Raw genomic sequence first — 20,299 nt, forward strand, 5'->3', positions numbered from 1 at the left:
ATCTTTTGTTATCAACGCTCGGTAGACAACGCGAGCGTAGCTGTATTTTCACTATAGGACCACTGGCTGCCATGCAAGAGCAATATCGCCCGGAAGAGATAGAATCCCACGTCCAGCTTCACTGGCATGAACACCAAACCTTCAAGGTTACCGAGGATACGGGCAAGGAAAAATATTACTGTCTTTCCATGCTGCCCTATCCCTCCGGCCGCCTGCATATGGGCCATGTGCGCAACTACACCATTGGCGATGTTATCGCGCGTTATCAGCGCATGCAGGGCAAGAACGTGCTGCAGCCCATCGGCTGGGACGCCTTCGGCCTGCCGGCGGAAGGCGCGGCGGTCAAGAACAATACGGCGCCGGCGCCCTGGACCTACGACAATATCGCGTATATGAAAACCCAGCTAAAACTGCTGGGCTTCGGTTATGACTGGGACCGGGAGGTCACCACCTGCCGGCCGGAATATTATCGCTGGGAGCAGTGGTTCTTTGCCCGTCTGTACGAAAAGGGCTTGGTCTATAAAAAGACCTCGGCGGTCAACTGGTGTCCCCATGACCAGACGGTGTTGGCCAACGAGCAGGTGATCGACGGCGGCTGCTGGCGCTGCGGCACTAAGGTCGAACGTAAGGAAATACCGCAGTGGTTCGTGAAAATCACCGCCTACGCCGATGAGCTGCTGTATGGCCTGGACAACCTGGAAAGCTGGCCCGAGCAGGTGAAAACCATGCAGCGCAACTGGATCGGCCGCTCCGAAGGGGTGGAAATCCGCTTCCAGGTGGCGCACAGCGAGGAAACGCTGTCGGTCTACACCACCCGTCCCGATACCTTTATGGGCGTGACCTACCTGGCCGTCGCCGCCGGGCATCCACTGTCGCTGGCGGCCGCGGCCGCCAACCCGGCTCTGGCCGACTTCATCGCCGAATGCCGCAATACCAAAGTGGCCGAAGCCGACATGGCGACCATGGAGAAAAAAGGCATGGCGACCGGCCTGTTCGCCATTCATCCGCTAAGCGGCGAATCCGTGCCGGTATGGGTGGCCAACTTTGTCCTGATGGAATACGGCACCGGCGCGGTCATGGCGGTGCCCGGCCACGATCAGCGCGACTGGGAATTCGCCACGAAATACCACTTGCCGATTAAAGCGGTGATCCTGGACGCAGGCGGCGCCGAGCCGGATTTAAGCCAGCAGGCCATGACTGAAAAAGGCGTGCTGTTCAATTCCGGCGAATTCGACGGTCTCGACCATACCGCGGGCTTTAACGCCGTCGCCGATAAGCTGGTGGCGGCCGGCGTCGGCGAGCGTAAAGTCAATTACCGCCTGCGCGACTGGGGCGTTTCGCGCCAGCGCTACTGGGGCGCGCCTATTCCGATGGTCACCCTGGAAGACGGCACCGTCATCCCGACCCCGGACGATCAGCTGCCGGTGCTGCTACCGGAAGATGTGGTCATGGACGGGATATCCAGTCCGATAAAAGCCGACCCCGAATGGGCGAAAACCACCGTCAACGGCCGGCCGGCGCTGCGCGAAACCGATACCTTCGATACTTTTATGGAATCGAGCTGGTACTACGCGCGTTATACCTGCCCGCACTTCGACAGCGGCATGCTGGACCCCGCCGCCGCCAATTACTGGCTGCCGGTGGATCAATATGTCGGCGGCATCGAGCATGCCATCATGCATCTGATGTATTTCCGCTTTTATCATAAGCTGCTGCGCGACGCCGGCCTGGTGAGTTCCGACGAACCGGCCAAACGCCTGCTGTGCCAGGGCATGGTGCTGGCGGACGCGTTCTATTACCTGGGTAGCGGCGGCGAACAGATCTGGATCTCGCCGGCGGATGTCGAGGTGGAACGCGATGAAAAAGGCCGTATCGTCAAAGCCACCGATAAGGATGGCCGCGAGCTGGTCTATGCCGGCATGAGCAAGATGTCCAAATCGAAAAACAACGGCATCGATCCCCAGATCATGGTGGAAAAATACGGCGCCGATACCGTGCGTTTGTTTATGATGTTCGCCTCGCCGGCGGAAATGACGCTGGAATGGCAAGAGTCCGGCGTCGAAGGGGCCAACCGCTTTTTGAAGCGCGTGTGGAAACTGGTCTACGATCATACGCAGCTTGGCGCCGCCGGCCGGCCGGATGTGGCCGCCCTTGACGAGGCGCAGAAATATTTGCGCCGCGAACTGCATAAAACCATTGCCAAGGTCAACGACGATATCGGCCGCCGCCAGACGTTCAATACCGCCATCGCCGCTATTATGGAACTGATGAACAAGCTGGCGCGGGCGCCGCAGGACACCGCGCAGGATCGCGCCCTGCTGCAGGAAGCGCTGCTGGCGGTGGTGCGCATGCTGTATCCGTTTACCCCTCACGCCAGCTTTGCGCTGTGGCAGGCGCTTGGCGGCGAAGGCGATATTGACAGCGCCCCATGGCCGGTTGCCGATGAAACGGCTATGGTAGAGGAAGCGAAGCTGGTGGTTATCCAGGTCAATGGTAAACTGCGCGGAAGAATTACCGTTCCCGCCGACGCCGATGAGGCGCTGGTGCGTGAGCGCGCCGTCCAGGAACACCTGGTGGCGAAACACCTGGAAGGGTTCACGGTGCGTAAAGTGATTTACGTGCCTGGCAAACTGCTTAACCTGGTTGTGGGTTAAGACAAGGAGGCGTTGTGCGACATCGTACTATAGCGTTGTTGCTGGGGCTCGCGGTGCTGGTTACCGCGGGCTGCGGTTTTCATCTGCGCGGCACCACAAAAGTGCCAAATGAATTAAAGACCTTAACCTTTAGCAGCTACGATCCCTACGGACCGCTGACCCGGGCCGTACGCGCCCAGTTGCGGCTCAGCGACGTCACCATCGTCAAGGACAAGGATCCGCGGGCCAAAACCCTGCCGTCGTTGCGCCTTACCAGCTCGATGGAAGACCGTTCTACGGTATCGGTGTTCCAGGATGGTAAAGCCGCCGAATACCAGCTGGTGCTTGAGGTGGAGGCCCAGGTGCTGACGCCGGGTAAGGATATTTTCCCCATCCGCATCCGGGTATTCCGTTCGTTCTTTGACAACCCGCTCACCGCGCTTGCCAAGGACAATGAAAACGACATTATCCGCCAGGAACTGCGTGAACAGGCGGCGCAGCAGTTAGTGCGCAAACTGCTGGCGGTCCATGCCGCGGTTGAAGCCAACGACGCCGTGGACGCCACGCTGCAAAAAACGGCGCGGGCCAATGCCGTCACCGGCGCCAAGGGAACCACCGCTACCAACACGGACGGCGCCGCGGGCATTGAAGTCATTCAAACGCCGACCTCGGCCACGGAAGAGCAATGATCAGGCTTTACCCGGAACAGCTGGGCGCGCAGCTGAAGGAAACGCTGCGCCCCTGCTATTTGCTGTTCGGGAACGATCCGTTGCTGCTGCAGGAAAGTCAGGATGCGATTCGCCGCCAGGCGCAATCGCATCAGTTCAGTGAGCATTTCAGCATTACGCTCGACGCCGCCACCGACTGGGATGACATTTTCAGTCTTTGCCAGGCGATGAGCCTGTTCGCCAGCCGCCAGACCCTGCTGTTAATCCTGCCGGAAAACGGCGCCAGCGCTCCTATCGGCGAAAAATTATTACTGCTTTCCACCCTGCTCCACCCGGATTTGTTACTGATGCTGCGCGGCGCCCGCCTGACGCGCGCGCAGGAAAACAGCGCCTGGTTCAAGGCGCTGAGCAAGGATGCGGTATTCATCACGTGCGCCACGCCCGAGCAGGCGCAGTTGCCCCGCTGGGTGGCGACGCGCGCCAAAACCATGAACCTGACGCTGGACGATGCGGCCAGCCAGCTACTGTGCTACTGCTATGAAGGCAACCTGCTGGCGCTGTCTCAGGCCCTGGAGCGTTTATCGCTGGTCTATCCCGACGGCAGCCTTACCCTGCCGCGGGTGGAAACGGCGGTTAACGACGCGGCGCATTTTACCCCCTTCCATTGGGTGGACGCGCTGTTGGGCGGCAAGAGCAAACGGGCGGCGCACATCCTGCGGCAGTTACGCCAGGAAGCCAGCGAGCCGGTAATCCTATTGCGCAGCCTGCAACGGGAGGTATTAACGCTGCTGGCATTGCATCGCGATATGCAACGCATGCCGCTGCGCGCCCTGTTTGATCAGCATAAAGTCTGGCAAAATCGCCGGGCGCTGCTGACCCAGGCACTGCAGCGCCTGTCATCCCGCCAGCTGCATCAGGCGGTCGGCCTGATGGCCAGTATGGAAATCGCCCTGAAGCAGGATTACGGCTATCCGGTCTGGACCGATCTGGAAGCCCTTTCCCTGCTGCTGTGCGGCAAATCACTGCCCGAGACCCTGATAAATGTCTGATATCGCCGACACCACGCCCCGCGCCGCAGCGCAGGCCGGACGACTGACCGCTATTTTCGGCGGCACTTTTGACCCGATTCATTACGGCCATATCAAACCGGCCATCGCGCTCGCCAGGCTGGTGGGTCTTGAGCGCATCACCCTGCTGCCCAATAACGTGCCGCCCCACCGCCCGCAGCCTGAGGCCAGCGCGCAGCAGCGCCTGACCATGGTGCAGTTGGCGATAGCCGACACCGCAGGCTCGCTGTTTGATATCGACGACCGCGAGCTGCGGCGCGACAATCCGTCCTGGACGGTGGAAACCTTCGAAACCCTGCGCCGCGAGCGCGGCGCCGACGCGCCGCTGGGTTTTATCATCGGCCAGGATTCCCTGCTGACCCTGCCGCAATGGCACCGGGGCCTCGAACTGCTCGATACCTGTCATCTGCTGGTTTGCGCCCGGCCGGGATATGGCGGTAAGATGGCGACACCGGCATTGCAAGCCTGGCTCGAGTCCCGGTTAACCGAGGATATCAGCCGATTGCACCGGCAGGCCGCCGGGCTTATCTATCTGGCGCCGACGCCGGAGCTGTCGATTTCCGCCTCATTGATTCGCGAACGCCGCCACGCCGGATTGCGCTGTAACGATATGCTCTCGCCATCGGTGCAACGTTATATTGATGAACAGGGCTTATATCGCTAGTGAGCGGCCCATGCTATACTGCGCGGCTTAATTCTTCGGCTGAAGCTTAGGCTTTCTCCCGCCCGCCGCCTATGGCGTGCCGGTCCCGGCCGTAAGATCCCGGTCAGTCAGTTCTGGCATATCCGCCAGGCAGCCAACCTCTACATTTGCGGTGTCCATCGCGACAACGCATGCAAAGCACACCGAAGGGGGAACCTTTGCAAGGTAACACGCTCAAAGATTTCGTCATTGATAAAATTGATGATTTGAAAGGCCAGGATATTATTTCCATCGACGTACGCGGTAAATCCAGTATTACCGACTGTATGGTGATCTGCACGGGCACGTCCAGCCGTCACGTGATGTCCATTGCCGATCATGTCGTACAGGAGTCCCGCACCGCCGGCCTGATGCCCCTGGGCGTCGAAGGCGAAAAGGTCGCCGATTGGATCGTGGTCGACCTGGGCGACGTGATTGTCCATGTCATGCAGGCGGAAAGCCGCAGTCTTTATGAACTGGAAAAGCTCTGGAGCTGACCGGTGAGACTCCAGCTGATCGCGGTAGGCACCAAAATGCCGGATTGGGTACAAACCGGTTTTACCGATTACATGCGCCGCTTCCCCAAGGACATGCCGTTCGAGCTGAATGAAATTCCGGCCGGCAAGCGGGGCAAGAATGCGGATATCGGCCGCATCCTGGAAAAAGAAGGCGAACTGATGCTGGCGGCCGTGGGCAAAGGAAACCGCATCGTGACGCTGGATATCCCGGGCGTCCCGTGGGAAACGCCGCTGCTGGCGCAACAACTGGAACGCTGGAAACAGGACGGCCGTGACGTCAGCCTGCTGATCGGCGGTCCCGAGGGGCTGGCGCCGGCGTGCAAGGCGGCTGCGGAGCAAAGCTGGTCGTTATCGCCGTTAACCTTGCCTCATCCGTTAGTTCGGGTGTTAGTCGCGGAGAGCCTGTATCGTGCCTGGAGCATTACCACCAACCATCCATATCACCGGGAATAAACCGGTGAAGATGTATAGAGTGAAATAACCCCGCGGAATGAAAATAGATCATAACCCCTTTCGCGACTATTCAGCTGAGTCGGCACTGTTTGTCCGCCGGGCGCTGGTGGCATTTCTCGGTATCCTGGCGTTAAGCGGGATATTGATCGCCAATCTCTATCACCTGCAAATCACCCGTTTTGAAGACTACCGCACCCGCTCCAATGAAAACCGCATCAAGCTGGTGCCTATCGCCCCCAGCCGCGGCATCATTTACGATCGCAACGGCATCCCGCTGGCGCTGAACCGTACCATTTATCAGTTGGAGCTGATGCCGGAAAAAATGGATGACCTGCAGGGGACCATTGATGCGCTCAGGCCGATTGTCGATCTGACCGACGACGATATCGCCAATTTCAAAAAAGAGCGCAGCCGTTCCCACCGCTTTACCTCCCTGCCGCTGAAAGTCGGCCTGACCGAGGTGCAGCAGGCGCGCTTTGCGGTAAACCAGTTTAATTTTCCGGGCGTGGAAGTCAAAGGCTACCAGCGGCGCTATTATCCTTACGGCTCGGCGCTGACCCATGTCATCGGCTATGTTTCCAAAATCAATGATAAAGATGTGGAACGGCTGGACAAGGACGGCATCCTGGCCAACTATGCCGCCACCAACGATATCGGCAAGCTGGGCATCGAGCGCTTTTACGAGAATACCCTGCACGGCAAGACCGGTTACGAAGAGGTGGAAGTCAACAACCGCGGCCGGGTTATCCGCCAATTGCATGAACAGCCGCCCCAGGCCGGGAAGGATATCTACCTGACCCTGGACCTGCACCTGCAAACCTATATTGAAAAACTGCTGGCGGGCAGCCGCGCGGCGGTCGTGGTGGCCGACCCGCGCGACGGCGGCATCCGCGCGCTGGTATCCAATCCCAGCTACGATCCCAACCTGTTTGTCGACGGCATCACCAGCAAGGATTACCGCAACCTGCTGCAGGATGAAAATCGTCCGCTGATCAACCGCGCCACCCAGGGGGTCTACCCGCCGGCCTCCACCGTCAAGCCCTATATCGCGGTCTCCGCCCTGACCCTGGGCACCATTAACCGCAGCTATTCCCTGTTTGATCCGGGCTGGTGGCAATTGCCCGGCTCGGATAAACGCTATCGCGACTGGAAAAAATGGGGGCACGGCCGGCTTAATGTCACCAAGGCGCTGGAGGAATCGGCGGATACCTTTTTCTACCAGGTGGCCTATGATTTGGGCATCGACCGGCTATCGGAGTGGATGTCGAAGTTCGGCTACGGCTCCTATACCGGCATCGACCTGTCCGAAGAGCGCTCCGGCGTGATGCCGACCCGTGAATGGAAACTGAAACGCTTTAAGAAGCCCTGGTACCTGGGCGATACCATCCCGGTCGGCATCGGCCAGGGGTACTGGACCGCCACGCCGGTGCAAATGTCCAAGGCCCTGATGTCGCTGATTAACGACGGCGCGGTGCGCATCCCGCATTTGCTGTACAGTACCCGGGAAAACGGCCAGCTGGTCCCCTATAAGCAGCCGGAACATACCCAGATCGGCGACCCGCATTCCGGTTATTGGGAAGTGGCCAAGGACGGCATGTACGGCGTCGCCAACCGGCCCAACGGCACCGCGCGTAAAAGCTTTGCCGACGCGCCGTACAAAATAGCCGCCAAATCGGGTACCGCGCAGGTGTATGGCCTGAAGGCCAACGAAGTGTATAACGCCCACAAGATCGCCGAGCATCTGCGCGATCATAAGCTGATGACCGCGTTCGCCCCCTATGACAAGCCGACAGTGGCGGTGGTGGTGATCCTGGAGAACGGCGGTATCGGTCCGGCGGTGGGCACCATTACCCGCCAGATTCTGGACCATATCATGCTGGGCGACAATACGACGGATTTACCGGCCGAGCAGCCTGCTCCGCCCGGCACTGAAGGTGATTAGCCATGACCGATAACCAGCAAAACGGGGCGTTCTGGAATAAGCTCCATATCGATGTGCCTTTTCTGTTCCTGATCACGCTGTTGCTGGCGTACAGCGCCATGGTCATGTGGAGCGCCAGCGGCCAGGATGTCGGCATGATGGAGCGCAAAATCGGCCAGATTTTCATGGGCCTGCTCGTGATGCTGGTATTGGCGCAGGTGCCGCCCCGGGTCTATGAGGCCTGGGCGCCATACCTTTACATTATCAGCGTGATCCTGCTGGTGGCGGTGGACGCCTTCGGCCAGATCAGTAAAGGCGCCCAGCGCTGGCTGGATTTGGGATTTGTGCGTTTCCAGCCCTCGGAAATCGCCAAGATCGCGGTGCCGCTGATGGTGGCGCGCTTTATCAACCGCGACAGCTGTCCGCCTTCGCTGAAAAATACCGCCATCGCGCTGGTGCTGATATTCCTGCCCACGCTGCTGGTGGCGGCGCAGCCCGACCTCGGCACCGCCATCCTTATCGCCGCCTCGGGGCTGTTCGTGCTGTTCCTGTCCGGCATGAGCTGGAAGCTGATCGGGGTGGCGGCGCTGCTGGTGGCGGCCTTTATTCCGATCCTGTGGTTCTTCCTGATGCATGACTACCAGCGCGATCGCGTCATGATGCTGCTCGATCCGGAAACCGACCCGCTGGGCGCCGGTTACCATATTATCCAGTCCAAAATCGCCATTGGCTCCGGCGGGCTGAGCGGCAAGGGCTGGCTGCACGGCACGCAGTCCCAGCTGGAATTCCTGCCGGAGCGCCATACCGATTTTATTTTCGCCGTATTGGGCGAGGAACTGGGCCTGATTGGCGTTCTGGTGCTTTTAGCGTTATACCTGTGCGTAATCATGCGCGGACTGGTGATCGCCGCCAAGGCGCAGACCACCTTCGGCCGGGTGATGGCCGGGGGTTTGATGCTGATTTTGTTCGTTTATGTATTCGTGAATATCGGCATGGTAAGTGGTATCTTACCGGTGGTCGGCGTTCCGCTGCCGCTGGTGAGCTACGGCGGCTCGGCATTAATCGTGCTGATGGCGGGGTTTGGTATCGTCATGTCGATACATACTCATCGGAAAATGTTGTCTAAAAACTTATAGAGGTGAGCAATGCGGAAGGAATGGCACTGGATCGGCGTGATGGGGTTATTGCTCACGGCCTGTAGCTCGACAGAGACGACGCAGCAGCAGCAGGCGCCCGCCGCGGCCTACAACGGGCCGGTGGTGGAGATAAGCGGCGTGGAGCCGCGCTATGAGCCGTATAACCCGGCCACCAACCAGGACTATGACGTCAACGGCAAGACTTACCATATTATCAAAAACCCGCAGAATTACAGCGAAACCGGCCTGGCCGCCTGGTATGACGCGGAATCCAGCGGCAGCAACGTCACCGCCACCGGCGAACAGTTCGATGCCGGCGCCCTGACCGCCGCGCATCCGACCCTGCCCATCCCAAGCTATGTGCGGGTGACCAATATCAGCAACGGCCGCCAGCTGGTGGTGCGGGTCAACGATCGGGGTCCCTACACGCCCGGCCGCATTATCGATTTGTCGCGCGCGGCGGGCGATCGCCTGAACATCTCCAATAACAGCAAGGTACGCGTCGACTTTATCCAGGTTGCGCCGGACGGCACGCTGTCCGGACCCGGCACCGTCGGCACCGTGGTGGCTAAACAGAACTACGCGCTGCCGCCGCGGCCCGATCTGGGCACCGGCGCGATGGGTACCCCGGTCATGCAATCGTCCGCGCCCGAAGCCGATAGCGGCGCGGTCCGCCCGGTTGCCGATCCGGTGCCGGCAAACGCGCCGGCGGACGATGACGCCACCGGCGCCCCGGTAGCCGCCGGCGGTGGCGGCGGTCACGGTTTTCTCGGCGCCCCGTCGGCACTGCCGCCCGGCGTGATTGAATCCAGCCAGCCCGAACCCACCGCCGCCGCGCCGGTGGCGTCGCAGCCGTCATCCTATTCCGCGGGCGCCTCGACGCATAGCACGGCCGTCGTCGCCCCGCCGTACGTCACGCAGCCGCCGCCCGTTTCAGCGGGCGCTACGACGCATACCACGGCCGTCGTCGCGCCGGTGGCGTCGCCGGCCGCGTCTTCCGGCCGCTACGTGATCCAGGTCGGCGCTATTGGCGACCGCCAGCGCGCAATCAGCTGGCAGCAAAGCCTGAGCCAGAAATTCGGCGTGCCGGGCAAGGTCACCGCCAACGGCGCGCTGTACCGTGTGCAACTGGGGCCGTTCAGCTCCCGGCAGCAGGCCGCCGGGTTGCAGCAGCGCCTGGTCAGCGAAGCGCAGCAGCAATCCTTTATCACTACGGCGACGGAATAGCCGGGGCGCGGGCCGGCTGAAACATTCTTAAAAGGTTCTCCCCGCCAGGTTACGGATTGCCTGATGCCGGCCTTTTTTACTTCTGCTATAGTGTGGCACGATTTTAACTTACTCCCACGGATGCTGTTGTCCTGACATGAATAAAGTAATGAGCCATCTTTTATTCAGGCGCTTAGCCTTAAGCACCCTTATTGCGCTGATCCCTCTTTCCAATAGCTACGCCGACGATGTGAATCTGAAGACCATGATTCCCGGCGTGCCGCAAATTGATGCCGAAACCTATATCCTGATCGATTACAACTCCGGCAAGGTACTGGCGGAGCAAAATGCCGACACCCGTCGCGATCCGGCCAGCCTGACAAAAATGATGACCAGCTACGTCATCGGCCAGGCGATAAAATCGGGAAAGATCACCCCTAACGATATCATCACCGTCAATAAGGACGCCTGGGCGACCGGCAATCCGGTATTCAAGGGTTCGTCGCTGATGTTCCTTAAACCCGGCGATCGCGTGCCGGTATCGCAGCTTAACCGCGGCATTATCCTCCAGTCAGGCAACGATGCCTGCGTGGCCATGGCCGATTACGTCGCCGGCAGCCAGGACGCGTTTGTCGGCCTGATGAATAACTACGTGAAAGCGCTGGGCCTGCAAAATACCCAGTTCGAAACCGTACACGGCCTTGATGCCCCGGGCCAGTACAGCTCCGCCCGCGATATGGCGCTGATCGGCAAGGCCCTGATCCGCGATGTGCCGGAAGAATACGCCACTTATAAAGAAAAAGAATTTACCTTCAATAATATCAGGCAGATGAACCGTAACGGCCTGCTGTGGGATACCGGGTTGAACGTAGACGGCATCAAAACCGGCCACACCGACTCCGCCGGTTTTAACCTGGTCGCCTCGGCCACCGACGGTCCGATGCGGCTGATTTCAGCGGTGATGGGCGGCCATTCGCCCAAGGGCCGCGAAAGCGAAACCCGCAAGCTGCTGACCTGGGGCTTCCGTTTCTTTGAAACCGTGGCGCCGCTGAAGGCGGGCAAGGAATTTGCCGCCGAGCCGGTGTGGTTCGGCGATACCGACAGCGTCAAGCTGGGCGTGGATAGCGATGCTTACCTGACCATTCCCCGCGGCCGCATGAAAGATCTGAAAGCCAGCTATACTCTAAGCCAGAAGGAATTGCATGCACCGCTTGCCAAAGGCCAGCAGGTAGGCACCATCAACTTCCAGCTGGACGGCAAGACCATCGATCAGCATCCGCTGGTGGTCCTGAACCAGGTGCAGGAAGGCAATATTTTCAGCCGCATCGTGGATTATATCAAGCTGATGTTCCATCATTGGTTCGCTTAATGCCGCCACGGCTTGTCAGCGGCAAATCAGCCCCCATATAATAGTAATAGAGCGCTCCCGCCCCGGCGGGAGTGAGTTTGATGGCCAGGCCGTGCCCACGGGCACGATGGGCAGGATCGTAAAGACGCCGTAAATCCCTTCCCGGCGCTGCGCGTTATTCTTCTTACCCATCCTACCCGCCGCAAATATCCGCCAGATGCAGTGGCAGTCACGCTACCGGAGTCCCAATGAAAACCAAACTGAATGAACTGCTTGAGTTCCCCTGCTCCTTTACCTATAAAGTGATGGGCACCGCGCGTCCGGAACTGGTCGATCGCGTGGTCGAAGTGGTACAGCGCCACGCGCCGGGCGATTATACCCCCCAGGTCAAGCCGAGCAGCAAAGGCAATTACCATGCGGTGTCCATTACCATTACCGCCACCCATATCGAGCAGGTCGAAGCGCTCTATGAGGAGTTGGGCAATATCGAACAGGTCCGCATGGTCCTGTAAACCGGGAGTCGCCTGTGCCACAGGAAACCATCATAATCCGCCAGCTTGGCCTGCAGCCCTATGACGTGGTGTCGCAGGCCATGCACGTCTTCACCGATCGCCGCGACGAATCCACGCCGGATGAAATCTGGCTGGTCCAGCATCCGCAGGTATTTACCCAGGGGCAGGCCGGCAAGGCAGAACATATCCTGGCGCCGGGCACCATTCCGGTTATCCAGAGCGATCGCGGCGGCCAGGTCACGTTTCACGGCCCCGGCCAGCAAATCCTCTACGTCCTGCTTAACCTTAAACGCCGCAGGCTGGGCGTGCGCCAGTTGGTGACCCTGCTGGAAGAAACGGTGGTGGAGACCCTGGGGCGTTTTGCCATCGCGGCGCGCGCGCGCGCGGACGCGCCGGGCGTCTATGTGAATGATGATAAAATCTGCTCGCTGGGATTACGCATCCGCAAAGGCTGTTCGTTTCACGGACTGGCGCTGAACATCGCCATGGATCTCTCGCCCTTCCTGCGAATCAATCCCTGCGGCTACGCCGGACTGCGCATGACCCAGGTAAGCGATCTGGCGCCGGGCACCCGCGTGGACGACGTGGCGCCGGTGCTGACCGGGGTCTTCCTGCAACGGCTCGGCAATCCGCCGGCCCGCATGCTGCCCTGGTATCTGGAGGATTACCCTCCCCTTGCGGACGCAATCCAGCAATAATCGCTTTTTTGGGCTGAAAGCGAACGGTTAACCATGTTATAATTTTTGATGTTTTATCAAATTTAGTTGAACAATCACGTAACAGCGTGTGTGATAACCTGCATGCTGGCACATTCGGGACGGGACCTGCGAGATTATGAGTAAACCGATACAGATGGAACGCGGCGTTAAATACCGCGACGCCGATAAAATGGCCTTAATCCCGATTAAAACCGTGGCGGTCGAGCGTCAGGAGATGCTGCGCAAACCGGAATGGATGAAGATTAAACTGCCGTCGGACTCCACGCGTATCCAGGGTATTAAAGCCGCCATGCGCAAAAACGGCCTGCACTCCGTCTGCGAGGAAGCGTCGTGCCCCAACCTGTCCGAGTGTTTTAACCATGGCACCGCCACCTTTATGATCCTCGGCGCCATCTGCACCCGCCGCTGCCCGTTCTGCGACGTCGCCCATGGCCGTCCAACCCAGCCCGACGCCAATGAGCCGGAAAAACTGGGCCAGACCATCGCCGATATGGGGCTGCGCTACGTCGTCGTCACCTCGGTGGACCGCGACGACCTGCGCGACGGCGGCGCCCAGCATTTTGCCGATTGCATCACCGCCATCCGGGCGAAAAACCCCACCATCAAGATTGAAACGCTGGTGCCGGATTTCCGCGGCCGGATGGATCGGGCGCTGGAAATCCTCAACGCGGCGCCGCCGGATGTGTTTAACCACAATCTGGAAAATGTGCCCCGGCTATACCGCCAGGTGCGCCCGGGCGCCGACTATAACTGGTCGCTGAAACTGCTCGAGCGTTTCAAGGAAGCCAACCCCGACCTGCCGACCAAATCCGGACTGATGGTGGGGCTGGGCGAAACCAACGCGGAAATCGTTGACGTCATGCGCGATCTGCGCCGCCACGGCGTGACCATGTTGACCCTGGGCCAGTATCTGCAGCCCAGCCGTCATCACCTGGCGGTGAAGCGTTACGTCAGTCCGCAGGAATTCGACGAGATGAAAGCGGAAGCCATGGCCATGGGCTTTACCCATGCGGCCTGCGGTCCGTTCGTGCGCTCGTCCTACCATGCGGACCTGCAGGCCAAGGGCATTGAGGTAAAATAACCGCCGACATATCCGGTTACATTCTGACTGCGGCCAATAAAAAAGGATGGTTGCGATAACCATCCTTTTCCGCGCCAGGTTTACTCTTTACGTTCTGTAACCTGGGGTGCCACGGAATCATCAGCCTGCGTTTTCGGCGCGACCGCATCATCGCTACCCATCGCTTTCTTGAAACCTTTGATAGCCGCGCCCAGGTCGCCGCCCAGGCTGCGTAGCTTATTGGTGCCGAACAGCAGCACAATCAAGGCGCCGATGACTAATAATTTGGTAATACTTAAACCTTCCATACTCACCTTCTTGCTTAACGCTTGCTGATAAAACCAGCGATTGATACATGTTAATCGCTTTTTACCGCTATTGCCCCTGCATTACAAGAGATATCTGTAACAGTTTTACATACCGGGGCGTTATTCCCGCTACGCCCCGCCCGGTTACAGGAACCGGCTGAGAAAAGCGCGGGTGCGCGGATGCTGCGGATTGACCAGCACATCCTGTGGCGGCCCCTCCTCCACCACCACGCCCTGATCCATAAACACCACCCGATCCGCCGCCTCGCGGGCAAAGCCAATCTCATGGGTGACCACGATCATCGTCAATCCCTGATCCGCCAGGCTGCGCATGGTGGCCAGCACCTCGCCCACCAGCTCCGGATCCAGCGCCGAAGTCGGCTCATCAAACAGCATCAGCTTAGGCCGGATGGCCAGCGCCCGGGCGATAGCCACCCGCTGTTGCTGGCCGCCGGAAAGATGGCGAGGATAGGCGTCGGCCTTTTCACTCAGTCCCACCGTTTGCAGCAGCTCGCGCGCGTAACGCACGGCGTCGCGGCGGCTCTGTTTATGTACGCCGATCGGCGCTTCGATAATATTTTGCAGCACCGTCATGTGGGGATAAAGATTAAACTGCTGGAAAACCATACCGATTTCCTGGCGCTGGCGTGCAATGGCCCGCGAGGACAATTTATGCAGCACGCCTTTGCGCAGCTCGTAGCCCACCTGGTGATCGCCGACGATAATCGAGCCCTGGTTCATATCTTCCAGATGGTTAATACAGCGCAAAAAGGTGGATTTCCCCGATCCGGACGGTCCCAGGATCACCACCACCTCGCCCGGCAACACGTCCAGGCTGATACCCTTAAGCACCTCATGATCGCCATAACTCTTGTGCACGTCCCGGGCGCGTACCAGCGGAACGGAAGTTTGCTGAACCATTATTTTTCTCCTGCCACGCTATCCGCCGGCGCGGCCTGGCGCCGCCGGGTCACCGTCTCGCTGCGGCGGGTGCCGCGGGCGTAATAACGCTCGATGGCGGACTGCGCCACGTTCAGCACCGAGGTAATGATCAGATACCAGATCACCGCCACCATCAGCATCGGCACCACTTCAAAGGTGCGGTTATAGACTGACTGTACCGAATAGAGCAAATCGCCCATGGCGATGACACTCACCAGCGACGTGGCTTTAATCATGCTGATCAGCTGGTTGCCGGTGGGGGGAATAATCGACCGCATGGCCTGGGGGATAATAATGCGCCGCAACGCCCGGCTGCGGCTCATGCCGAACGCCTGGGTGGTTTCCACCTGGCCGGTATCCACCGACAGCAGCCCGGCGCGAATAATCTCCGCCATATAGGCGGCCTCGTTGAGCGCCAGGCCGGCAATGGCGGCGGTAAGGGGAGTAATGAGATCGTTGGTGTTCCAGCTGGCGTATACCGGGCCGACAAACGGCAACCCGAGGGTCACATGCGGGAACAGCGTCGACATGTTGTACCAAAAAATCAGTTGCACCAGCAGCGGCGTGCCGCGGAAGAACCAAATATACAGGCCCGCCAGCCCGCGCAACAGCCGGTGATCGGACAGACGGGCCACCGCCAGCAGCAACCCGAGCAGCACCCCAAGCACCATGGAGATCACCGTCAGGCCCAGGGTCACGCCCAGACCGCGCAGCACCGACGCCTCGGTAAACCAGGCCCTGACCACGTGCCATTCAAAGTTTTTGTTGTTGGCGACCACCCAGACCACATCGGCGGCAATCAACAACACCACTACCCATAACACTATATGGCCCAGCCGCCCCGGCGGACGCGCATAACGCACGTCGCGCTCGGTGTCCGCGGGCGTCGGCGTGGCATCGGTAGCACGTCCGGTCATGGTTTCGCACCTGGATTGCTGGCCAGGTTACGGCCCGGCGCCTTGAGCATATTGTCCTGCAGATGCCATTTTTTCATGATGGCGGCATAGGTGCCGTTGGCAAACAATTTTTGATAGGCTTCCAGCACCACCGCGCCGAACGGCGAATCCTTCGGCACTACCGACCCCTGGAACAGATCGCCGAAGCCATTGGCTTTACCCTGTCCGCTTAATTCCAACTGCCCGTTGGTTTGCGCCACAAAATAGGTCAGGGGCGCCTGGGAGGAGAAAAAGGCGTCGACCCGGCCGGAACGCACCGCCAGCACCGACGTGGGCTGATCGGTAAAGGAGGCGACGGTCACCGGCGCCTTGCCCGCCGCGACGCAGGTGGCGGACTGTTTGCGGATGACCTGCTCGGCTGAACCGGCCGCCATGACCGCGATGCGCTTGCCGCAGGTATCAATCAGGCCGTTGATGGCGGCCGGATTGCCCTTAGGCACGGCGAACACCACGAATTCCTGCACAAAATCGATAAAATCATTTTTCTGTTCCCGGTCGGGAAAATCGCCGATCGGGCCGATAGCCATCTGGTAGCGGCCGGAATTAATGCCGCTCAACACGCCGGACAGACCGCTGACCGACGCGTGTTCGATCTTAACGCCCAGCAGCTGCCCCAGCGCCTGGGCTAAATCGGCGCTGGCGCCGTCCAGGGAATGGGTGCTGGTGGCAATCTCATAAGGAGGGAACGATCCGTTATTAACGGATATAATCCGGCCCGACTGCTGGATATCCTGGGGTAACTTAGCGTGCAGCGCGGTATCCAGGGCCTGCACCGGCAGCGCGTCATCCGCCAGCGCGCCGCCCGACAGCGCCAGGCAGAACAGGGCAACCAGCCGTTTTTTCATTACATTCATTGCATTTCCCCTGATGTCGATAACCTAGTGATGATTGCAGCTCGCGTCTTAGCGCTCGCGCAGCTGCGGCGCGGCAAAACAGCGGTTTTCCAGCACCGGCAATACCCGCCGCGCATGGGCGACCCGCTCGGCGTCCAGCTCGGCGAACACCAGCGCCGGCGCTTCGGCGGCATGGGCAATGGCAACGCCCAGCGGATCGACAACCATGCTGTTGCCGATATTGCGCTCGCCGCATTCTCCCACCGCCACCATATAACAGGTGTTCTCCAATGCCCGCGCGGTGACCAGCACCTCCCAGTGCATTTCCTTCAGCGGCCCCTTGACCCAGGCGGCAGGCAGCACCAGCACCTGGGCGCCATCCAGCGCCAGCCGGCGCGCCAGCTCGGGGAAACGCACGTCATAGCAGGTCATCAGCCCCACTTTCATACCCGCCACGTCCACCAGCGGCGGCACCTCGTTGCCGGGCGTGACGTTTTTCGATTCCTGCACGGCAAACGCATCGTAAAGATGCAGTTTGCGATAGCGGGCGATAATTTCGCCGTGGCGAATAGCGATCAGTACATTAAACGCATGGCCGTCGCCGGTGGGCGTGTGCACGCTCATCATGGTGGTAAGCTGGGTGCCCCGGCTGGCGGCGCACAACGTGCTGACAAACGGCCCGTCCAGCGGCTGGGCCGACTTAAGCACTAAATCCGGGTCGGCGATATCCCGCGCCAGGATGCCCTCGGGCAGCACCAGCAAATCCGCGCCGCCCGCCAGAGCGCGGTCCATCAGGTCGAGGCAGGTTGCTAAATTGGTTTCCCATTCCCGGCTCACTGCAAATTGTCCTAATGCGACTTTCATTGTCCGTCCTCCTGCAGATTATGATAATGGGTAAGGAAAGAGTTCCGTCGGCGTAAGGCAACGTGACGTCAGTCCCTGCTCAAAAAGCTCAGCGGCAAAGTCCGCCACCATCCGCTGGTTGGCGTCAAAACCGTTTCGATTCCAGTCCGCCGGCAGGTCGCGTGCGGTACGCGCCAGATCGTCCATCAGCCAGGGCGTGGTATCGGCATACTTGACCCGCTTGTCGTGCCACAGACGGGCCGACTGCGTAATGATATCGCTCAGCGCCTGGGGCAGCTCCGGATGGGCTTGCGCCAGCGCCGGCTTGATGCCCAGCACATGGATTCCCGGGATATACCCCACCGCGTTAAAATAATCGAGTTCCGCCTGGCGAAAATCCTCCTGCAACTGGCGCAGATCCGAGGCGGGGGAAAAAAATCCGTTCGGCATAAAGGGAGTGAATACCGCGTCCAGTTCCCCCGCTCGTAATAAGGTCAGCAGCGGCCGCTCCCCGGGCGCGGCCTCGATACGCCCCGTGCGGCCGAAGCCGGCCAGGCGGTCGACCACCGGATGATCGTCTGTCAAGCGGCCCACATACCAGGTGGCGTCATCGATACCCACCTCTTCCCGACGCAGTAGGGTACGAGTCCAGGTATTGCCGGAATCCTGCCAGCCGGTCAGCCCGATACGTTTGCCGCGCAGTTGCCCGAGGGTGGTCAGCGGGCTGGTCTTGGTGGTGATGATGCAGCGTTGCCGGAACCCGCGCATCAGGAAGTGCGGCAGCGCCAGCAGGGAATTATCGCCGCGGGCGACCGCCTGGGCATACCGGCTGAACGAGACTTCGCCGGCGTCAAAGTCGGCGCTGGTGGCGATGGAGTCCACCAGCGTGCCCACGCGATGGATTTCCAGGGAAAAACCTTGCGGCCTGAGATCGCCCAATGCCAGGGGAGTAAAATAATCCCAATCCCTGACCGCCAGCCTGATAGTGTATGCCACGTTGTTCCCCCATGCCGGCGTGCTTTCTTTTACCGGACATTAACAGTTGTAGACCATTTTGGTTTCGATTGATTAATTTCGATACTAAAACCACTTTGTTCAATGTACAATGTTAACTTTGTTACTGTACAAAGTTTATTCTTATGGATAATGCTCTTGAGGCCGGCTGGCTGGCCGAACGCATCCAGGATCGGACGATTAAAGGTATTGCGCTGGCGACCGCGGCGCTTATCGGCAGCGGCGCCATTGCCGTAGGCGTACAGCTGCCGGCGGTGCGCGAACTTGCCGGCCTGCTGGATGTCAGCCCGGCAACCGTATCCGCCGCCTGGGGGCAGCTGCGGCGGCAAAAAGTCATCGCCGGCGCCGGGCGCAACGGCGTATGGGTGTGCGGCAATATCGTCACGCCGCGGCCGGTGCGGTTCGAGGCCATCGGCAATTTCGGCGACAATATCATGGCCGACCTGACCCTGGCCGCGCCCGATCCGGCCTATTTGCCGGATCTGCGCGAGGCGCTGCTGCGCGGCGGGAGGGCGATAAACCTCAACAGCTACCGGCGCGAACCGATAAGCCAGGTATTGCAACAGGCCATCGCGCCGCGCTGGCCCTATCCCGCCGAGGCCTACCTCGCGGCGGACGGCGGTTTTGACGCCATGTACCAAACATTGCAAACCCTGATTATGCCCGGCGCCCCGGTGGCGATTGAAGATCCCACCGCCACGCGGTTGCTGGATATGCTGGATAATGTGGGCGCGGACATTATCGCCGTCCCCTGCGATGGGCAAGGCCCTACCCCCGCGGGGCTTGAGGCGGCGCTCAGGCGTAGTCCGGTAGCTTTTATCTACCAACCGCGCACCCATTCCACAACCGGCCATACGGTTAGCCGGCAGCGCGCCGACGATATGGCGCATTTACTGCGCGCCTGCGCGACGCTGATAATTGAGGATGACGGCATCGGCGAGCTGTCCGCGCATCCGGTCCACAGCCTGGGCAATATTTACCCGCAGCGTACCGTGCATGTACGTTCATTTTCCAAAGCCTATGGCCCGGATTTGCGGCTGGCGGTGATCTCCGCTTCCAGTGATATCATCCGGCGTATTCAGTCGGTACGTAACTTCGGCGCCAGCTGGACCAGCAGGATATTGCAGGAAGCGGTGGCCTGGATGATGACCGATGGCATTACCCAGCAGACACTTGCCGCCGCCCGGCATTGTTATGCCCAGCGCCGCCGGGCGCTGTTGCGCGCGCTGGCGCAGCGTGGGGTGGTGTTGCCGGATCGGGACGGGCTGAGCATCCAGATCCCGGTGCCGTCGGAGCAATATGCCCTGGTGACGCTGGCGGCTCACGGTATCGCGGTGATGCCCGGCAAACGGCATAGTATCGGACCCAGCCGCTTTATCCGGGTATCGACGTCCCTGCTGGAAGCCGATCGGGTCGAGCTGGTGGCCGATGCCATCCAGTTAGCCTGCCGCCATGGCGACGACAATACTGTTCAGTAAAG

Annotated in this window: 20 protein-coding genes; 14 read left to right on the forward strand and 6 right to left on the reverse strand. The window is 60.1% G+C overall.

What is annotated here, in order from left to right; translation table 11 throughout:
• Nucleotides 1-71 precede the first annotated feature (71 nt).
• The 13 genes from leuS to lipA all read left to right on the forward strand — a co-directional run bounded on the left by leuS (nt 72) and on the right by lipA (nt 13,944).
• The gene (gene leuS / locus ACL2XF_RS14060) at nt 72-2,654 is read left to right on the forward strand and encodes a leucine--tRNA ligase (RefSeq protein ID WP_410016094.1); all 2,583 of its coding nucleotides are present in this window, start codon (nt 72-74) and stop codon (nt 2,652-2,654) included.
• Between the two features lie 14 nt (nt 2,655-2,668).
• Nucleotides 2,669-3,322 carry an LPS assembly lipoprotein LptE gene (gene lptE / locus ACL2XF_RS14065; protein ID WP_413722292.1) on the forward strand — a complete coding sequence of 218 codons (654 nt, stop codon included), beginning with the start codon at nt 2,669-2,671 and terminating at the stop codon, nt 3,320-3,322.
• Complete coding sequence (holA, locus tag ACL2XF_RS14070; RefSeq protein WP_410016096.1) at nt 3,319-4,350, forward strand: DNA polymerase III subunit delta; 1,032 nt, start codon at nt 3,319-3,321, stop codon at nt 4,348-4,350. Before lptE ends, holA begins: the two co-directional genes overlap by 4 nt.
• The gene (gene nadD / locus ACL2XF_RS14075) at nt 4,343-5,032 is read left to right on the forward strand and encodes a nicotinate-nucleotide adenylyltransferase (RefSeq protein WP_410016097.1); all 690 of its coding nucleotides are present in this window, start codon (nt 4,343-4,345) and stop codon (nt 5,030-5,032) included. Before holA ends, nadD begins: the two co-directional genes overlap by 8 nt.
• A gap of 197 nt (nt 5,033-5,229) precedes the next feature.
• Nucleotides 5,230-5,547, forward strand: a complete 318-nt coding sequence (gene rsfS / locus ACL2XF_RS14080; protein WP_410016098.1) for a ribosome silencing factor — start codon at nt 5,230-5,232, stop codon at nt 5,545-5,547.
• A gap of 3 nt (nt 5,548-5,550) precedes the next feature.
• On the forward strand, nt 5,551-6,021 hold the full coding sequence (gene rlmH, locus ACL2XF_RS14085) for a 23S rRNA (pseudouridine(1915)-N(3))-methyltransferase RlmH (RefSeq protein WP_410016099.1): 471 nt from the start codon (nt 5,551-5,553) through the stop codon (nt 6,019-6,021).
• A gap of 37 nt (nt 6,022-6,058) precedes the next feature.
• Nucleotides 6,059-7,963 (forward strand): peptidoglycan DD-transpeptidase MrdA, encoded by a 1,905-nt coding sequence (gene mrdA, locus ACL2XF_RS14090; RefSeq protein ID WP_410016100.1) that lies wholly within the window; start codon nt 6,059-6,061, stop codon nt 7,961-7,963.
• A gap of 2 nt (nt 7,964-7,965) precedes the next feature.
• Nucleotides 7,966-9,078, forward strand: a complete 1,113-nt coding sequence (gene mrdB / locus ACL2XF_RS14095; protein WP_410016101.1) for a peptidoglycan glycosyltransferase MrdB — start codon at nt 7,966-7,968, stop codon at nt 9,076-9,078.
• A 9-nt stretch (nt 9,079-9,087) separates the two neighbouring features.
• Nucleotides 9,088-10,305, forward strand: coding sequence for an endolytic peptidoglycan transglycosylase RlpA (gene rlpA, locus ACL2XF_RS14100; RefSeq protein WP_410016102.1), 1,218 nt, complete (start codon nt 9,088-9,090; stop codon nt 10,303-10,305).
• A 136-nt stretch (nt 10,306-10,441) separates the two neighbouring features.
• Nucleotides 10,442-11,653 (forward strand): D-alanyl-D-alanine carboxypeptidase DacA, encoded by a 1,212-nt coding sequence (gene dacA, locus ACL2XF_RS14105; RefSeq protein WP_410016103.1) that lies wholly within the window; start codon nt 10,442-10,444, stop codon nt 11,651-11,653.
• Nucleotides 11,654-11,880: 227 nt separating this feature from the next.
• A complete protein-coding gene (gene ybeD / locus ACL2XF_RS14110) occupies nt 11,881-12,144 on the forward strand; it encodes a DUF493 family protein YbeD (protein WP_410016104.1) in 264 nt (87 codons plus the stop codon).
• 14 nt (nt 12,145-12,158) lie between these two features.
• Nucleotides 12,159-12,842: a lipoyl(octanoyl) transferase LipB gene (lipB, locus tag ACL2XF_RS14115; protein WP_410016105.1), complete on the forward strand. Its 684-nt coding sequence runs from the start codon at nt 12,159-12,161 to the stop codon at nt 12,840-12,842.
• A gap of 136 nt (nt 12,843-12,978) precedes the next feature.
• On the forward strand, nt 12,979-13,944 hold the full coding sequence (gene lipA, locus ACL2XF_RS14120; RefSeq protein ID WP_410016106.1) for a lipoyl synthase: 966 nt from the start codon (nt 12,979-12,981) through the stop codon (nt 13,942-13,944).
• Between the two features lie 80 nt (nt 13,945-14,024).
• Here lipA and tatE read toward each other — a convergent pair whose 3' ends face one another.
• From tatE to ACL2XF_RS14150, 6 genes are all read right to left on the reverse strand, one after another.
• A complete protein-coding gene (tatE, locus tag ACL2XF_RS14125; RefSeq protein ID WP_410016107.1) occupies nt 14,025-14,231 on the reverse strand; it encodes a twin-arginine translocase subunit TatE in 207 nt (68 codons plus the stop codon).
• A gap of 144 nt (nt 14,232-14,375) precedes the next feature.
• On the reverse strand, nt 14,376-15,152 hold the full coding sequence (locus ACL2XF_RS14130; RefSeq protein ID WP_410016108.1) for an amino acid ABC transporter ATP-binding protein: 777 nt from the start codon (nt 15,150-15,152) through the stop codon (nt 14,376-14,378).
• The gene (locus ACL2XF_RS14135) at nt 15,152-16,090 is read right to left on the reverse strand and encodes an amino acid ABC transporter permease (RefSeq protein WP_410016109.1); all 939 of its coding nucleotides are present in this window, start codon (nt 16,088-16,090) and stop codon (nt 15,152-15,154) included. The genes ACL2XF_RS14130 and ACL2XF_RS14135 overlap by 1 nt, the downstream gene beginning before the upstream one ends.
• A complete protein-coding gene (locus tag ACL2XF_RS14140) occupies nt 16,087-16,974 on the reverse strand; it encodes an ABC transporter substrate-binding protein (RefSeq protein ID WP_410016601.1) in 888 nt (295 codons plus the stop codon). Before ACL2XF_RS14140 ends, ACL2XF_RS14135 begins: the two co-directional genes overlap by 4 nt.
• A gap of 57 nt (nt 16,975-17,031) precedes the next feature.
• Complete coding sequence (locus tag ACL2XF_RS14145; protein ID WP_410016110.1) at nt 17,032-17,826, reverse strand: deaminated glutathione amidase; 795 nt, start codon at nt 17,824-17,826, stop codon at nt 17,032-17,034.
• An 18-nt stretch (nt 17,827-17,844) separates the two neighbouring features.
• Nucleotides 17,845-18,801, reverse strand: a complete 957-nt coding sequence (locus ACL2XF_RS14150) for a nitrate ABC transporter substrate-binding protein (protein ID WP_413727059.1) — start codon at nt 18,799-18,801, stop codon at nt 17,845-17,847.
• Between the two features lie 143 nt (nt 18,802-18,944).
• On the opposite strand from ACL2XF_RS14150, the gene ACL2XF_RS14155 reads away from it, so the two are divergent.
• Entirely contained in the window at nt 18,945-20,297 is a 1,353-nt protein-coding gene (locus ACL2XF_RS14155) for an aminotransferase class I/II-fold pyridoxal phosphate-dependent enzyme (RefSeq protein WP_413727060.1), read from the forward strand.
• Nucleotides 20,298-20,299 lie beyond the last annotated feature (2 nt).

The organism is Sodalis sp. RH19 (genome assembly GCF_047324215.1).
Taxonomy (GTDB): domain Bacteria; phylum Pseudomonadota; class Gammaproteobacteria; order Enterobacterales; family Enterobacteriaceae; genus Acerihabitans.

Coding starts and splice junctions, on each gene's coding strand:
- leuS (WP_410016094.1), top strand. CDS start 72: ATGCAAGAGCAATATCGCCCGGAAGAGATAGAATCCCACGTCCAGCTT.
- holA (WP_410016096.1), top strand. CDS start 3,319: ATGATCAGGCTTTACCCGGAACAGCTGGGCGCGCAGCTGAAGGAAACG.
- nadD (WP_410016097.1), top strand. CDS start 4,343: ATGTCTGATATCGCCGACACCACGCCCCGCGCCGCAGCGCAGGCCGGA.
- mrdA (WP_410016100.1), top strand. CDS start 6,059: ATGAAAATAGATCATAACCCCTTTCGCGACTATTCAGCTGAGTCGGCA.
- mrdB (WP_410016101.1), top strand. CDS start 7,966: ATGACCGATAACCAGCAAAACGGGGCGTTCTGGAATAAGCTCCATATC.
- rlpA (WP_410016102.1), top strand. CDS start 9,088: ATGCGGAAGGAATGGCACTGGATCGGCGTGATGGGGTTATTGCTCACG.
- dacA (WP_410016103.1), top strand. CDS start 10,442: ATGAATAAAGTAATGAGCCATCTTTTATTCAGGCGCTTAGCCTTAAGC.
- ybeD (WP_410016104.1), top strand. CDS start 11,881: ATGAAAACCAAACTGAATGAACTGCTTGAGTTCCCCTGCTCCTTTACC.
- lipA (WP_410016106.1), top strand. CDS start 12,979: ATGAGTAAACCGATACAGATGGAACGCGGCGTTAAATACCGCGACGCC.
- tatE (WP_410016107.1), bottom strand. CDS start 14,231: ATGGAAGGTTTAAGTATTACCAAATTATTAGTCATCGGCGCCTTGATT.
- ACL2XF_RS14130 (WP_410016108.1), bottom strand. CDS start 15,152: ATGGTTCAGCAAACTTCCGTTCCGCTGGTACGCGCCCGGGACGTGCAC.
- ACL2XF_RS14135 (WP_410016109.1), bottom strand. CDS start 16,090: ATGACCGGACGTGCTACCGATGCCACGCCGACGCCCGCGGACACCGAG.
- ACL2XF_RS14140 (WP_410016601.1), bottom strand. CDS start 16,974: ATGAAAAAACGGCTGGTTGCCCTGTTCTGCCTGGCGCTGTCGGGCGGC.
- ACL2XF_RS14145 (WP_410016110.1), bottom strand. CDS start 17,826: ATGAAAGTCGCATTAGGACAATTTGCAGTGAGCCGGGAATGGGAAACC.
- ACL2XF_RS14155 (WP_413727060.1), top strand. CDS start 18,945: ATGGATAATGCTCTTGAGGCCGGCTGGCTGGCCGAACGCATCCAGGAT.